At 62.3% G+C, this 14,557-nt stretch carries 13 protein-coding genes and 1 tRNA gene; 4 read left to right on the forward strand and 10 right to left on the reverse strand.

What is annotated here, in order from left to right:
- Positions 1-54: 54 nt before the first annotated feature.
- Positions 55-348 (forward strand): DUF4282 domain-containing protein, encoded by a 294-nt coding sequence (locus N1058_RS11485; RefSeq protein WP_265517678.1) that lies wholly within the window; start codon positions 55-57, stop codon positions 346-348.
- 89 nt (positions 349-437) lie between these two features.
- Here the strand turns inward: N1058_RS11485 and N1058_RS11490 are convergent.
- The 3 genes from N1058_RS11490 to N1058_RS11500 form a co-directional block, all read right to left on the reverse strand.
- Positions 438-512 (reverse strand) — tRNA-Glu (locus N1058_RS11490).
- A 64-nt stretch (positions 513-576) separates the two neighbouring features.
- Positions 577-987 (reverse strand): VOC family protein, encoded by a 411-nt coding sequence (locus N1058_RS11495; RefSeq protein WP_265517679.1) that lies wholly within the window; start codon positions 985-987, stop codon positions 577-579.
- The gene (locus N1058_RS11500) at positions 984-1,370 is read right to left on the reverse strand and encodes a fimbrial protein (RefSeq protein WP_265517680.1); all 387 of its coding nucleotides are present in this window, start codon (positions 1,368-1,370) and stop codon (positions 984-986) included. Before N1058_RS11500 ends, N1058_RS11495 begins: the two co-directional genes overlap by 4 nt.
- A gap of 27 nt (positions 1,371-1,397) precedes the next feature.
- Here N1058_RS11500 and N1058_RS11505 point away from each other — a divergent pair, with 27 nt between their 5' ends.
- Both N1058_RS11505 and rpoH read left to right on the forward strand, forming a co-directional pair.
- Positions 1,398-2,426 carry an RluA family pseudouridine synthase gene (locus N1058_RS11505; protein ID WP_265517681.1) on the forward strand — a complete coding sequence of 343 codons (1,029 nt, stop codon included), beginning with the start codon at positions 1,398-1,400 and terminating at the stop codon, positions 2,424-2,426.
- A 188-nt stretch (positions 2,427-2,614) separates the two neighbouring features.
- A complete protein-coding gene (gene rpoH, locus N1058_RS11510; RefSeq protein WP_265517682.1) occupies positions 2,615-3,526 on the forward strand; it encodes an RNA polymerase sigma factor RpoH in 912 nt (303 codons plus the stop codon).
- Positions 3,527-3,711: 185 nt separating this feature from the next.
- Here rpoH and N1058_RS11515 read toward each other — a convergent pair whose 3' ends face one another.
- Positions 3,712-5,367: a hypothetical protein gene (locus N1058_RS11515; protein WP_265517683.1), complete on the reverse strand. Its 1,656-nt coding sequence runs from the start codon at positions 5,365-5,367 to the stop codon at positions 3,712-3,714.
- A gap of 102 nt (positions 5,368-5,469) precedes the next feature.
- Complete coding sequence (locus tag N1058_RS11520) at positions 5,470-6,768, reverse strand: adenylosuccinate synthase (RefSeq protein WP_265517684.1); 1,299 nt, start codon at positions 6,766-6,768, stop codon at positions 5,470-5,472.
- Positions 6,769-6,974: 206 nt separating this feature from the next.
- Between N1058_RS11520 and N1058_RS11525 the strand changes: the two genes are divergently transcribed.
- Entirely contained in the window at positions 6,975-7,898 is a 924-nt protein-coding gene (locus N1058_RS11525; RefSeq protein ID WP_265517685.1) for a DMT family transporter, read from the forward strand.
- A gap of 51 nt (positions 7,899-7,949) precedes the next feature.
- Here the strand turns inward: N1058_RS11525 and serA are convergent, their stop codons facing one another.
- The 5 genes from serA to glmM form a co-directional block, all read right to left on the reverse strand.
- Positions 7,950-9,548, reverse strand: a complete 1,599-nt coding sequence (gene serA / locus N1058_RS11530) for a phosphoglycerate dehydrogenase (RefSeq protein WP_265517686.1) — start codon at positions 9,546-9,548, stop codon at positions 7,950-7,952.
- A gap of 125 nt (positions 9,549-9,673) precedes the next feature.
- Positions 9,674-10,846 (reverse strand): phosphoserine transaminase, encoded by a 1,173-nt coding sequence (locus tag N1058_RS11535; protein WP_265517687.1) that lies wholly within the window; start codon positions 10,844-10,846, stop codon positions 9,674-9,676.
- Between the two features lie 156 nt (positions 10,847-11,002).
- Positions 11,003-11,851 (reverse strand): outer membrane protein, encoded by an 849-nt coding sequence (locus tag N1058_RS11540; protein WP_265517688.1) that lies wholly within the window; start codon positions 11,849-11,851, stop codon positions 11,003-11,005.
- A gap of 202 nt (positions 11,852-12,053) precedes the next feature.
- Positions 12,054-12,896, reverse strand: coding sequence for an outer membrane protein (locus N1058_RS11545; protein ID WP_265517881.1), 843 nt, complete (start codon positions 12,894-12,896; stop codon positions 12,054-12,056).
- Positions 12,897-13,071: 175 nt separating this feature from the next.
- On the reverse strand, positions 13,072-14,424 hold the full coding sequence (gene glmM / locus N1058_RS11550) for a phosphoglucosamine mutase (RefSeq protein WP_265517689.1): 1,353 nt from the start codon (positions 14,422-14,424) through the stop codon (positions 13,072-13,074).
- Between the last annotated feature and the right edge of the window lie 133 nt (positions 14,425-14,557).

Raw genomic sequence — 14,557 nt, forward strand, 5'->3', positions numbered from 1 at the left:
TAGGATTTCCGAAGAATCTTGTGCGGCCAAACGCGATATTTGACGGAGCGAGCCATGATCCGGGCATTTCTTTCATTCGATAAGTTCATTTTTCCGCGCATCGCGCGGGTCGTATATTTTGTTGGTTTGTTTCTGATCGGAATCAGCTTGGTCGTAGGCATCGCATCTGGCGCCATCGTCGGTGCAGCGGGAAGCGGAGCAGCAGCCAGCCTGTTCTTGATCGCCGGAGGGATCATCAGCGCAATCCTTTCGGCCATCGTGTGGCGGCTGCTCGTCGAACTCTGGATGGTGGCGTTCGCGATCAACGACAATTTGCGAGCCATCCGCGAACAAGGCCCTCAAAAGTGAGAGTCTGTCCAAAAATTCGGACGGGTCGAAAGGCCTGTGCGACCGCTATTTGTTGCTTTGGGAGGGGTCGGCGCTAGCGCCTTGAAGTATGGTACTCCCAAGGGGAATCGAACCCCTGTTTCCGCCGTGAGAGGGCGGCGTCCTGACCGCTAGACGATGGGAGCGTCTTTGAAGGTGGCGATATAATCGTGATTGGCGGCAAATGCAACAGGCATTCTGGAACCGGGCTCAGCCTGTGGATGCAGCCGGTCCGATCAGGTCCCAGCGGTTCCCGTAAATATCGCGAAAAACGGCGACCTTTCCATAAGCCTCCAGCCTGGGAGGCTCCTCGAAATGCACCCCTTTGGCGGAAAATGCGGCGTGGTCGCGGTCGAAATCATCCGTGTTGAGAAACAGGAAAACGCGCCCGCCGCACTGATTGCCAACGGCCGGAAGCTGCTCAGCTCCAGAGGCGCGCGCCAGAAGCAGACAGGCCGCCGCCTCGCCGCGACCGGTGGAAAGAACCACCCAGCGCTTGCCGCCGCCAAGAAGTGTATCCTCCTTGAGAACGAAGTCGAGCTTGTCGCGATACCAGGCGATCGCCTCGTCATAATCGCGCACGAGGAGACTGACGAGGCCGATATGCCGCTTGGGGCTCATAGCTCTTCTTCGGATATGGCGATCCGGGCTGCCGGCTCGCCCGAAGCGAAATCGTAGACGAGTATTAGACTGTCGCCGCCATCAAGCCGCAACAGCAGCGACAAGCGGCTGCCGGACAATGCGTGGGAAACGATGCGGGCGCCGGCAGGGATAGCAACCTCCCCGGACAGAACCTCGCCCGGCACGGAAGACGAAGCCATTTGCGGTTCCGCCGGCTCGGGCGTGACTGAACGGTAGACAACCGTGAGCACCACCGCCATAACCGCTGCGAACAGAATGGCCAGATTGATGCCCATGAAGCGCACGAGCTTCCGCCGAACGCGCTCCGCCGCCGGATCCAGCGGCGCCTCGTCTTCGATTTCATTGAGCGTCGGCTTGGCCATGCGTGCCCTGTCTCTGAAAGAGGAAAAATGAGCGATCCTGATAGCGAAGCGGACGCTGAATTGAAAGAGCTCGTCGCCGCCGGCGAGGACGAGGGCAAGCGGCTCGACCAATGGTTGGCCGCCAACCTTGCGCCCGTCCTGTCGCGCAGCCGCGTGCAGGCCCTCATCCGCGCTGGCGCCATCACCGCCGACGGCGCCATCCTGACGGAACCGAAAGCCAAGGTGGTTTCGGGCAGGCGCTACCTGCTCACGCTGCCCGAGGCCGCCCCTCCCGAACCCGAAGGCGAAGCCATCGCGCTCGACATTCTCCACGAGGATAGCGAGGTGATCGTCATCAACAAGCCGGCCGGTCTTGTCGTCCACCCCGGCGCGGGCAATTGGACCGGGACGCTGGTGAACGCGCTCATACACCACTGCGGCGACACATTGTCGGGCATCGGCGGCGTGAAGCGCCCTGGCATCGTCCACCGGCTCGACCGGGAGACGAGCGGTGTGATGGTGGTCGCGAAGTCCGACCGCGCCCATCGCGCCCTGGCCGAGGCATTCGCCGATCACGGGCGCAACGGCGATCTGGAACGCGCCTATGTTGCACTGGTCTGGGGCGCACCGAAAAGACTTTCGAGTACTATCGACGCGCCACTTGGGCGCGATACCAGGGATCGGACCCAGCGCGCAGTGGTGCCGGCCGGCCGGCCGGATGCAAAGCAGGCCGTCACGCACTACACGGTGTTGTCGCGCTATGGCGCACGTAAAGACGATCCTATAGCCTCCCTCGTGGAGTGCCGGCTTGAAACCGGGCGGACCCACCAGATCAGGGTGCATATGGCCCATATAGGCCATCCGCTGATCGGCGACCCCGCCTATGGCCGCGCCTACCGGACCAAGGCCAACCGCCTGCCCCAGCCCCTCGGCGGCCTCGTGTCTGCGTTTCCGCGCCAGGCTCTGCATGCCAGGTTGCTCGCTTTCCGCCACTCCGCCACCGGCGAGATCATGCGATTCGAAGCGCCCTTGCCGCCGGATATGGCGGAACTCGTGGCGCAGTTCGACGTTTTATGATAGAGAAAGTCGTCGATATCGTGCAGCATTGTTCAACACACAGTAACGTCAATGTTGACGACATGACGAAACTTTAACTTTCGGAATTTGTTCCTACATAGGATAGTGCGTGGTGCGCGCCTGTTCGCGGCCGCGCGTTCCGCCTGCCTTCTCGATAGGGGGCGATGATTGGACAAGGAGGGTGCTGAATGGCCCAGGCATTACCGAGTGTTGTTTCGGGGGAAGGTGGCCTTACCCGTTATCTGGAGGAAGTCCGCCGGTTTCCAATGTTGCAGCCGGAAGAGGAGTACATGCTCGCAAAACGCTACCGTGAGCATGACGACACCGATGCTGCGCACCGGCTTGTCACCAGCCACCTGAGGTTGGTCGCCAAGATCGCGATGGGTTATCGCGGTTATGGTCTGCCGATCGGCGAAGTGATTTCGGAAGGAAATGTCGGCCTCATGCAGGCCGTGAAGAAATTCGAACCCGAGCGCGGTTTCCGGCTGGCCACCTATGCGATGTGGTGGATCAAGGCCTCGATCCAGGAATATATATTGCGTTCGTGGAGCCTCGTGAAAATGGGCACCACGGCCAATCAGAAGCGCCTGTTCTTCAACCTGCGCAAGGTGAAGGGCAAGATCCAGGCGTTGGACGAAGGAGACCTGAAGCCCGAGCAGATCACCGAGATCGCCACCCGGCTGAATGTGAGCGAGGAAGAGGTGGTCTCGATGAACCGCCGCCTGTCTGGCGATGCCTCTCTCAACGCGCCGATCCGCGCGACCGAGGGAGAATCGGGCGAATGGCAGGATTGGCTGGTGGATGAGCATGAGAGCCAGGAGGACATGCTTGTCGAACAGGACGAGTTGGAGTCCCGGCGCTCCATGCTGGATGACGCCATGGGCGTGCTCAACGAACGCGAGCGCCGCATCTTCGAGGCCCGCCGGCTTTCCGAGGATCCGCTGACGCTGGAGGAGCTTTCCGGCGAATTCGATATCAGCCGCGAGCGCGTTCGCCAGATCGAGGTGCGTGCCTTCGAGAAGGTCCAGGAGGCTGTCCAGGCTTCAGCGCGCGAACGCGCCGCAGCGACACGTTCCGCCCAGTTGGAGCACGCCGGCTGAGGCTCGGCACCGGAAGAAGGCCCCCTACTTAGGCTGTCATGACGAACGATCCGAAACGCCCGCGCTCCGCGGGCGTTTTCATGTGCGCGCTATGGCATTTTGCAGTCAGGCGGAATCACATGACGTCCGCACGGATGCGGAAAAACGAGATAGAGCGTCTGTGCGCCCGAAGGGGCGTGGGCGCTCTATCCGCCGGAAGCGCTCGAAGCCTCAGCCCAAGCATCCAGCGCTTCGTTGAAGATGCGCTCGCCCGGAACGCCCTTTTCCATCGTGATAAGTGCGCGCCGGCCCGATGTGTATGTGATCGGGATATCGATCCAGCTCTGCCGGCGCATCAGAAGCGCGTTGGTTTCCCTGTCTGCCCTGCCGTCGCTGAGTGCCACCAGAAAGAACCCGTCGGCAATCTTGGCGGCGCTGCCGATCAGCGCACTGCCGGTATCCTGCTCGGTGCGCTTCATCGAGAAGCGCAGCACATCCTTGACGCCGCCGCCGGCAAAATTCTCTGGCGTGAGGAAGATCAGCTCGACGATATGGCTGGCGGGAAGCGACTGGTCCGCATTCCGCCGGATGGTCATCTTGAGTTGGATGTTCTTATCGGGGATCGTCGCTTCGGCGTGTATGGCCGGCTCCGGCGGCAGATTGTCGCCGGGCGATTCCTCGACCAGCGACCAGACGACGGACCCGGTATCCGCTGTTCCCTGCTCGGCACTGGTGCGCTCTTCGTAGAAGATCGCCCGTTGGCCCACGGGAAGAGCCTGTTCGCCCTCGCCGCTTGCGGGAGGCTCTTCCTGCCCTTCGCCAGTTGCGCCTTCTTCGCCTCCGCCCGAAATCGAAGCGCCGCCGGGCTGTGTCGCCTCGGCGACCGACGTGCCCTCGCCCAGACCGGGGTTGCCACCGGCCGGTCCCTCGTCGATTTCCTGGCCGTCAGGTGTCAGGCGTTGGGTAAATTTGGCAGGCTGCTGGGCGTTCGATGCGGGCTCCCCGGAGGAATCCGCTTCTTCCGGCTCCACGGGGGATGCCTCTCCATCGGGATCGGCCGTTTCGGGTCCCGTGCCGGCTTCACCGCTGTCCCCCGCCATCATCGCATCGAAATTGGCATAGCCGGCCAGTTGCGCCGCATCGTCCCGATACTGCCACGCCGCAAATGCTGTACCGGCCAACACCGCGAGAAGAATAGCCAGGACGACAAATCCCCGGCGGTTGCCCCTGCGCGCCGCCGGCGCTGCCGCGACATGCTCCTCTTCCCGTCCCGGCACCGCCGGATCACCATCATGATGGAGGAAGTCGTCGTCAGGCGAGGGCCCTTCGATACGATCTGCATATTGTTCGTCCGGATCGGATAGCGGCTCGGGCGCCGGCACCGACTGCTCGCCCGCTTCCGGTTCGTCGAACTGCGGCATTTCCGGCGGCGCCTCGCCATATTCGGAAACGGCCGGGGCCTGCTCGGCAGCGGGCCCGGCCACCGGCTCGGGCTCAACCTGCGGTTCATCGGCCGCTCCAGGCTCGGCCTGCGACGCGCCGGCCATCGTGTCGGCAGTTGAAACGGGCTCGACCTTGGCCGTCCCCTTCTTCAACTCAGCGAAAATGCTTTCCAGATCGTCAGACGGGCTTTCCTCGGCCGGCGCGGCCGGGGCGGCATATTCGGCCTCGACAGCCGCAATCGCATTCTCCAGCGATTGCTTTTGCCGCTGCACGACGGCATCGGAGGGCGGCGGAGACACGGCGGCCAGCTTGGCATCGATGGTTGCGCGTGCCTTGTCATAGACGCGCGCGCGCATCTCGGGCGTGTTTTCCTTCAGCGCGTCGATCGTCTTGCGCAATACCGCAGCAAAATCCGCCATGCTCTAACTATCCACTCCTGCCCAATTCCCTGCCCAAGTCTGGCAACCCTGCCTGGGCGGCAAGCTAACGCTTTTCCCTACATACACAAAATTGTGGTGACACTAGTCTTGAAAGGGGTCGGTCACAAGTATTGCGTCTTCCCGCTCCGGGCTGGTCGAAAGGATCGCTACCGGCGCTCCGATGAGCTCCTCGATATGCCGCACATACTTGACCGCCTGGGCCGGCAGGTCGTTCCAGCTCCGGGCACCGCGCGTGGTTTCCTTCCACCCTTCGAGCGTCTCGTAGATCGGTTCGATGCGTGTCTGCGCGCCCTGGCTCGCCGGCAGATAATCGATCTCTTTTCCATCGAGCCTGTAGCCGGTACACACCTTGATCTCGTCAAGGCCATCCAGGACGTCGAGCTTGGTCAGCGCGATGCCGTTCATTCCGTTGGCCACGACCGCCTGGCGCACCAGCACCGCGTCGAACCAGCCGCAGCGACGCTTGCGGCCCGTCACCGTGCCGAACTCGTGCCCCTGGGTGCCGAGAAATTCGCCGATCTCGTTGTCCTGCTCGGTCGGAAACGGCCCCTCGCCCACGCGGGTCGTATAGGCCTTGGTGATGCCCAGCACATAGCCGACCGCCGCCGGGCCGAGGCCTGTGCCGGTCGCCGCCTGGCCAGCAACGGTGTTGGAGGAGGTCACGAAGGGGTAGGTGCCGTGATCGATGTCGAGCAGTGTTCCCTGCGCTCCCTCGAACAGGATGCGCTGGCCCGCGCGCCGCGCATCGTCGAGGATTTTCCAGACGCGGTCGACATAGGGCAGCACCTTGTCGGCCACCGAACTCAACTCCTCCATGATCGTCTCTTGAGCGACTTCCGGATGCCCCAGCCCGCGCCTCAGCGCATTATGGTGGGTCAGGAGCCGATCGACCTTGGCGGGCAGGCTTTCCAGATTGGCCAGATCGAGAGCGCGGATCGAGCGGCGGCCGACCTTGTCTTCGTAAGCCGGGCCGATGCCGCGCCGTGTCGTCCCGATCTTCGTGCCCGAACTGGACGCGGCATCCTCGCGAAAGCCGTCCAACTCGCGATGCAGCGACAGGATCAGCGAGGTGTTCTCCGCGATCTTCAGATTCGCCGGGGAGATGGAAACGCCCTGCGCTCCGAGCCGCTCGATCTCGGCGACGAAAGCATGCGGATCGAAGACGACACCATTGCCGATGACCGACAGCTTGCCCTTGCGCACCACGCCCGACGGCAGGAGCGAGAGCTTATAGCTGACGCCGTCAATAACCAGCGTATGGCCGGCATTGTGCCCGCCCTGGAAACGCGCCACGACATCGGCGCGCTCCGAGAGCCAATCGACGATCTTGCCCTTTCCCTCGTCACCCCATTGCGAGCCGACGACCACTACATTCGCCATAGATGGTTCCTTTTCGTTGCCGGAGCTTGCCGGCAGGTCCTTGAAAACAACGTGCTCTATATCGTCAAGCTCGGTCGCACGCGACCCTTGTTTGCGTTCTGGCGGCGAGAATGGGCGATTTTGGCCCTATTTGCGTTGCCGGCCACGGCTCAATAAGAGGGGATGGTTTCACCATCGCGCTTTTCTGATTCTTCCCGGCAGGGTCCATGAACAACAAAGCCTATCTCCTGCTCCTCATGACGACGCTTTTCTGGGGCGGAAATGCAGTGGCGGGCAAACTGGCCGTGGGCCATGTGTCGCCTTTCATGCTCACAACGACACGCTGGACATTGGCTCTGGTGATCCTGGTGCCTTTCGCCTGGCGGCATCTCCGTCGCGACTGGTCGATCATCAAGGCCAATCTGCCGCTTCTCATGGCCCTCGGTTGCGTCGGCTTCACCCTGTTCAACGCGACATTCTACAGCGCCCTGCAATATACGGCCGCGGTTAACGTCTCCATCGAGCAGGCGGCCATACCCATGGTGATCATCGTCCTGAACTTTCTCCTGTTCGGGATGCGTGCGAAATGGCTGCAGCTTGCCGGCTTCGGTCTGTCGCTTGTGGGCATCGCGCTGACGGCCAGCCATGGCGACCTCAGCCGGCTGGCGGAGCTCGACATAAATTTTGGCGACCTTCTCATGCTGCTGGCGGTGCTGTTTTACGGCATCTACACGGTGTTTCTCCGCTTTAAGCCGGCGATGCACTGGCTGAGCATGATCACCGTGCTCGCCTCCGCCGCCTTCCTCGCCACCCTGCCCTTCCTCGCCTGGGAATATACCAAGGGCAACCTTGTTCCGCCGGATGGCCGGGGTTGGGCGATTGCCGCCTACACCGCACTGTTCCCGTCCATCCTCGCGCAGGTTTTCTATATACGCGGCAACGAGCTGATCGGCGGCAACCGGGCCGGTCTCTTCGTCAACCTCGTACCCATTTTCGGAACGCTGCTCTCGGTCCTGCTGCTGGGCGAGGACTTCCGCCTCTACCACGCGACCGCCATCGCACTGGTCTTCTGCGGCATCGCGCTGGCCGAACACGGCGGCCGCAAGGCGGCCGGGGCAAAGCCAAGCGTACGCGCGCCGATCAGAGATTAAGGCAATTCCAGGAAAAGCCGGCGCTCTCGTTGAGAACGCCGGCCTGTGGCATCACGCCCCGACGTCGAACCTCAAGGGCTTCGCCGAAATGATCTGCTCGGTTGCAAGCAACTCCTTGAGCACGTGTTCGGGGAACGGTGCATCCAGGTAGAGCAGCGCGATGGCGTCGCCACCCGGCCGGTTGCGGCCGAGCTGGAAGTTGGCGATGTTGACGTTGTGCTTGCCGCAGATCGAGCCGAGCAGACCGATAATGCCCGGCGTGTCGTAATTGGTGGTGTAGAGCATGTGCTCGCCCACCTCGGCATCGAGATTGATGCCCTTGATCTGGATGAAGCGCGGCTTGCCGTCGGAAAACACCGTGCCGGCGATCGAGCGGGTCTTGGCGGACGTCTTCACCGTCAGCTTGATGTAGCCGTCGAACACGCCAGACTTGTCGCGCTTGATCTCCGACAGCATGACGCCACGCTCCTTGGCCATGACCGGCGCGGAGACCATGTTGACATCGGAGACCTGCGGCCGGATCAGCCCGGCGAGCGTGGCCGAGATGAGAGCGCGCGTGTTCATTTCGGCAGTCGCGCCGTCGAACAGCACCTCAACCTCCTTGATGGCCTCTTCGGTAACCTGCCCCACGAAAGCACCCAGCACCTCGGCAAGCTTGATGAAGGGCTTCAGCCGCGGCGCCTCTTCCGCCGAGATGGATGGCATGTTGATGGCGTTCGTGACCGCCCCCTTGACGAGGTAGTCCGACATCTGCTCGGCGACCTGGATCGCCACATTCTCCTGCGCTTCCGAGGTGGATGCGCCCAGATGCGGCGTGCAGACGACATTCGGCATGTTGAAAAGATCGTTCTCGGTCGCAGGCTCGGTCTCGAACACATCAATGCCCGCTCCCGCAACCTTGCCCGACTTCAGCGCTTCCACCAGATCTGCCTCGACGATCAGGCCGCCGCGCGCGCAGTTCACGATACGCACGCCGTCCTTCATCGTCGCGATGGCTTCGGCGTTGATGATGCCGCGCGTCTTGTCGGTCAGCGGTGTGTGCAGGGTGATGAAGTCGGCGCGCCTGAAAAGCTCGTCCAGCTCCACCTTCTCCACGCCCAGTTCCGAGGCCCGCTCGACCGACAGGAACGGATCGAAGGCCACCACATGCATCTTCAGCCCGATGGCGCGCATGGCAACGACAGATCCGATATTGCCGCAACCGATGACGCCGAGCGTCTTGCCGGTGATCTCCACGCCCATGAAGCGGTTCTTCTCCCACTTGCCTGCATGGGTGGAGGCGTTCGCCTCCGGTATCTGGCGGGCAACAGCGAACAGCATTGCGATGGCGTGCTCGGCGGTGGTGATGGAATTGCCGAAGGGCGTGTTCATGACGATGATGCCGCGGCGCGAGGCAGCCGGGATATCGACATTGTCGACGCCGATGCCGGCGCGGCCGATAACCTTGAGGTTGGTCGCCGCGGCAATCAGCTTTTCGGTCGCCTTGGTCGCCGAGCGGATAGCCAGGCCATCATACTGGTCGATGACGGAAAGGAGCTTCTCCTTGTCCTTGCCCAGGTCGGGCTGATAATCGACGTCGATGCCCCATTGCTTGAAGATGTCGACGGCGGTGGGCGAAAGCTTGTCGGAAACGAGTACGCGAGGTGCCATGTCGGCCTCCGTTTGCATCTGAATTTTTGAAAGAATGGGCAGCCCCGGCTGCTTGTTTTGTCGCAAGTCTTTCAGAAAACCGGTTCCACTTTTCTGGACTTGCTCCGGACGCTGCCGGGGAAAGCTCAAGCGCTCTGCAGCGCGGCCTTCTGCGTCTGGAAGGCCCACTCCAGCCAAGGCATCAGCGCCTCGATGTCGGAGGTCTCGACAGTCGCGCCGGCCCAGATGCGAAGTCCCGGAGGCGCATCGCGATAATGGCCGATATCGTAGGCCACGCCTTGCTTGTCGAGCAGGCTGACCATGCCTTTGGCGAAAGCCGCCTGGGCATCCGCGTCGAGCGCGGTGACCGCTTCGTCGACGATGGACAGGCACACGGAGGTGTTGGAGCGGGTGGCTGGATCCTGCGCCAGATGCGCGAGCCAGCCGCTTTTCCGCACGAAACCGTCAATGGCCGCGAAATTGGCGTCGGCGCGGGCGATCAGCCCGTCGAGCCCGCCCACCGATTGCGCCCAGGAGAGAGCATCGAGGTAATCTTCGACGCACAGCATGGACGGCGTGTTGATGGTCTCGCCCTTGAATACGCCTTCGATCAGCTTCCCGCCCTTGGTGAGGCGGAAGATTTTCGGCAGCGGCCACGCCGGCGAATAGCTTTCCAGCCGTTCGACCGCGCGGGGGCTGAGGATCAGCATCCCATGCGCAGCTTCACCGCCCAGCACTTTCTGCCAGGAGAAGGTGACGATATCGAGCTTGTCGAAATCGAGCCGCTGGGCAAAGGCCGCCGAAGTGGCGTCGCAGATCGACAGGCCCTTGCGGTCGGCCGGGATGAAATCGCCGTTCGGCACGCGCACGCCGGAGGTGGTGCCGTTCCATGTGAACACGACGTCGCGGTCAAAATCGATGGAGGAAAGATCGGGCAAGGCGCCATAGCCTGCCTCGATGCGGCGCACATCGCCCAGCTTGAGCTGCTTGACCACGTCTGTGACCCAGCCCGAGCCGAAGGACTCCCATGCCACCATGTCCACGCCGCGTTCGCCGAGCAGCGACCAGAGCGCCATCTCGACGGCGCCGGTGTCGGACGCGGGCACGATGCCGATGCGATAGTCGGCCGGCACCTGCAGCACCTCGCGCGTCATTTCGATGGCGCGGGCGAGCTTCTCCTTGCCGATCTTGGCGCGATGAGAGCGGCCAAGCGCGGCATCGGAAAGCGCTTCGAGCGACCAACCGGGACGCTTCGCGCAAGGACCAGATGAAAAATGGGGATTTGCCGGACGCTTGTCCGGCGTGGGGATTGTGCTCATGATATTCTATCCTCTCAGATAGCACGCCTCTCGGTGGGGAGAGGTGGCCCACGAGCGGGGTTAAGGCCTCGCCTTGGTCCCGTCAAGCGGAATGTGATGAGCAAAAGGAAAAGGCGGTCCGAAGACCGCCTCGATAACCTCGCCGTGAATGGCGTGCTACCAGAGCTCGAGGCGCAGGCCGACGCGAACCTCGTGCGAGCTCAGCCCCTGGTCCCTGCCCTGCACGCCCGTCGCCCCCGAAGCGGCCGTGGCGGCGTCCCAGCCGAACATGTCACCACCGGCAACCTTGCGATAGCGGTAGCCAAGGTCGACTTTCATGTTGTTCGACAGATCGTAGGCCATGCCGGCCATGAAAGCATATGTAAAGCGCCAATCCGATTCACCCGGATGCGTTGAAGTACCGGCAAGCGCCGGGCTCCCGCAGCTGGCCCCTCCATCTACGCAATAGGTGGTATTCTGCAAGTCGTCCCAGCGAACATAGGTGTAGCCCGCACCCGCGCCGACATAGGGCGTGAACCCGACAAAGGTCCCAAGGTCGACATAACCGTTGACGAGTGCGGAATAGGCCGTCAGTTCCGAGGCGTCCTCGGAGCGACAGCTCGTCGCCGCGGGAAAGGCAACGCTGCATGGGCCGGCGCCGGTCGTGGCTCCCGAAAAACTTGCCGTGAACCGATCTAGCGTCACATCGGCCCGGATCATGTCGGTGAAGGAATAGCCCACGCCGAGACCGAAGTTGAAATCGTTCGACAGCCGCGTGTCAGCGAACGAATTGTCGGAGTAGCTCACGCCGTCGAAGGTACGATATTCGACATTCCCGCGCGGCTCGGTCTCCACGCTGTATCCGATGTCACCCCGCAGATACCATCCGCTGCCGATCTCCACCGGCACATGCTGCGGTGCGTCGTCGATAATGATGGGCGGGTCATAGTCGGCGGCCAATGCCGGCGCGGCGACGGCCAGCCCAATCGTGCCTGTAAGGAAAGCGAGACGTGAATAATGGCCCATAGGTCCTACTCCGCAATACGCGGCGAAGCCTGAAGCCGCCCCCACCGCCTGTCATGGAGCATTGTTAACCATGGTGGTTAAGCCGGAGTTAAGGCTAACGAACTCTTACTCGTTCCACGCGATTTCTGGGTCTGTTAACCCCCGGAGGTCAAAACAAAACCGCCCGGCTGTTAACCGGGCGGTCCGCAAATGTCGGGTCGGCCTATTTATAGACGGGCGGTTCGTAAACCGGTGGCGGCTCATAGGCCACGACCTGTGGTGTAGCGCAGTTCGCGCTGCCATTTTCGCCGAAGGAGTAGCGCAGACCGGCCCGCGCTTCGTGAACATTGAATCCCTCGTCAAAGCCCGGGCCCGCGCCCAGCGCTATGCCGAACATCCTGCCCTCCGAGATTCGGGAGAAGCGATAGCCGGCATCGAGCTCGAGATTGTTCGTCAGGCAGTACGACGCGCCCGCCATCAACGCCCAGGCGAAACGCCATTCCGCATTTCCCTCATGGACCGTCGTGGTCCCGCCGATCGTATTTTCCAGATCGTCCCATTTGATGCGCGCGCCACCGATACCGGCGCCGACATAGGGCGTGACACCGTGATAGGTGCCCAGATCGACATAGGCGTTGGCCATCAGGAGCAGCGCGCTAAAGGCGGTGCTGTCGGTCGACGTGCAAGGCACAGCGCCACAGGTACCCGAGGTCGAACCGTTGAAATCGGCCTTGAACCAATAATCGGCGGTCAGATCGGCGCGCAAGTACTTGGTGAACTTGTAGCCGGCACCGGCGCCCAGCGACATCGCGCCTTTCAATTCAGCGGTATCGAAGGTTTGCAGTTCAATGGGCGGCGACGTGTAGTAGTTCGCACCGCGCAGATCGGACCAGTGATAGTCCACGTCGCCGCGGATGTACCATCCACCATACGAGACCTCCCTCTCGATGATCTGTGGCGGCGGTGGGGCTTCGATCACCGGCGGCTCGTAAAAATCGGCGGCAAAGGCGGTGCCGCTGGAAAGAACGGTGGCCGCCGCCAGCAACGGCTTCAAGGTCTTCAGCATCATTTCCATCCCAATACTTGCCGCACCTAAGGTCCCGGCCTGGTTGAAATTCATGCGTAAGATTGAACCAAAAAAGTTAAATCGCACTTAACCCTAATACGCAGCCTATGGTTAACATGCGAAGGCCTCCGATCCGCGACCGGAGCCTTGCGTGAACGGCACGGAAGAGCCTTGATCAGGCCGCGCTGCGCTTGTCCGAGATGGCATCGATGATGTCGTCGACCACCTGCTCGACGAGATCCGGATTGTCGCCCTCCGCCATGACACGGATGAGCGGTTCCGTACCTGAAGGCCGGATCACCAGCCGTCCGCTGTCGCCGAGCTTCGACTGGCCGGCGGAGATGGCTGCCTTCACCGGTTCGCTCTCCAGCGGCTTGCCGCCGGTGGTGCGGACATTCTTGAGAACCTGCGGCACGGGCTCGAACTTGCGGCACACTTCGCTGGCCGGCCTGTTCTGCCGCTTGATGCAGGCCAGCACCTGAAGCGCCGTCACCAGCCCGTCGCCCGAGGTCGAGAAGTCCGACATGATGACATGGCCCGACTGCTCGCCTCCGATATTGAGGCCGTGGGCGCGCATGTGCTCTACCACGTAGCGGTCGCCGACCTGGGTGCGATGTAACGCCAGGCCCCGATCCCCGAGAAAACGTTCCAGGCCGAGATTGGACATCACGGTGGCCACAATGCCGCCGCCGGAAAGCCGGTTGCTCTCGTGCCACGACTGGGCGATGAGCGCCATGATCTGGTCGCCGTCGACGACAGTCCCGTTCTCGTCCACGATGACCACGCGGTCGGCGTCGCCGTCGAGCGCGATGCCGATGTCGGCGCGCACCTCGTGCACCTTCTTGGCCAGGCTCAGCGGGTGGGTCGAACCGCAATCCTCGTTGATGTTGAGGCCGTTGGGCTCGTCATGGATCGCCACCACTTCCGCGCCGAGTTCCCACAGCGCGGCCGGGGCCACCTTGTAGGCTGCGCCATTGGCGCAATCGACCACGATGCGCAGCCCGGACAACGACATGGAGCGCGGCAGGGTGCGCTTGGCGAATTCTATATAGCGGTCGTGCACGCCGTCGACCCGTTTGGCCCGGCCCAGCATGTTGGCGTCGGCCAGCGCCAGTTCGACTTCCTTGTCGAGCATGGCCTCGATGCGGCCTTCGATCTTGTCGGAAAGCTTATATCCATCGGGCCCGAACAGCTTGATGCCATTGTCCTGGAACGGGTTGTGCGAAGCGGAGATCATAACGCCGATATCGGCGCGTAGCGAGCGCACCAGCATGGCCACGGCTGGCGTCGGGATGGGGCCGAGCAGGAACACGTCCATGCCCGCCGCGCAGAAGCCCGCCACCAGCGCGTTCTCGATCATGTAGCCGGAAAGGCGTGTATCCTTGCCCAGCACCACCCGATGACGATGATTGCCGTTCTGAAAAGAGAGACCCGCCGCCATGCCCACCTTCATGGCGATCTCGGCGGTCATGGGAAATCTGTTGGCCCGACCGCGAATGCCGTCGGTTCCGAAATACTTCTTCAACATGCTTTTTTGTGCCCGCACCGATTTCGATTTCTGTCGCAAAGCAACCGTCCCCTATCGTTCAATGCCACAAGTCTGGGTGCATCCGCGCATCACTTTATGTGAGAACAGGTAAACTATTCAAATAAACAGGCGA

Origin of the sequence: Nitratireductor luteus (assembly GCF_026162365.1) — a bacterium.
Classification (GTDB): Bacteria; Pseudomonadota; Alphaproteobacteria; order Rhizobiales; family Rhizobiaceae; genus Chelativorans; species Chelativorans luteus.

Bases quoted from the DNA above. Each gene is read 5' to 3' on its own strand.
- N1058_RS11485 (WP_265517678.1), top strand. From the start codon at position 55: ATGATCCGGGCATTTCTTTCATTCGATAAGTTCATTTTTCCGCGCATC.
- N1058_RS11495 (WP_265517679.1), bottom strand. From the start codon at position 987: ATGAGCCCCAAGCGGCATATCGGCCTCGTCAGTCTCCTCGTGCGCGAT.
- N1058_RS11500 (WP_265517680.1), bottom strand. From the start codon at position 1,370: ATGGCCAAGCCGACGCTCAATGAAATCGAAGACGAGGCGCCGCTGGAT.
- N1058_RS11505 (WP_265517681.1), top strand. From the start codon at position 1,398: ATGAGCGATCCTGATAGCGAAGCGGACGCTGAATTGAAAGAGCTCGTC.
- rpoH (WP_265517682.1), top strand. From the start codon at position 2,615: ATGGCCCAGGCATTACCGAGTGTTGTTTCGGGGGAAGGTGGCCTTACC.
- N1058_RS11515 (WP_265517683.1), bottom strand. From the start codon at position 5,367: ATGGCGGATTTTGCTGCGGTATTGCGCAAGACGATCGACGCGCTGAAG.
- N1058_RS11520 (WP_265517684.1), bottom strand. From the start codon at position 6,768: ATGGCGAATGTAGTGGTCGTCGGCTCGCAATGGGGTGACGAGGGAAAG.
- N1058_RS11525 (WP_265517685.1), top strand. From the start codon at position 6,975: ATGAACAACAAAGCCTATCTCCTGCTCCTCATGACGACGCTTTTCTGG.
- serA (WP_265517686.1), bottom strand. From the start codon at position 9,548: ATGGCACCTCGCGTACTCGTTTCCGACAAGCTTTCGCCCACCGCCGTC.
- N1058_RS11535 (WP_265517687.1), bottom strand. From the start codon at position 10,846: ATGAGCACAATCCCCACGCCGGACAAGCGTCCGGCAAATCCCCATTTT.
- N1058_RS11540 (WP_265517688.1), bottom strand. From the start codon at position 11,851: ATGGGCCATTATTCACGTCTCGCTTTCCTTACAGGCACGATTGGGCTG.
- N1058_RS11545 (WP_265517881.1), bottom strand. From the start codon at position 12,896: ATGCTGAAGACCTTGAAGCCGTTGCTGGCGGCGGCCACCGTTCTTTCC.
- glmM (WP_265517689.1), bottom strand. From the start codon at position 14,424: ATGTTGAAGAAGTATTTCGGAACCGACGGCATTCGCGGTCGGGCCAAC.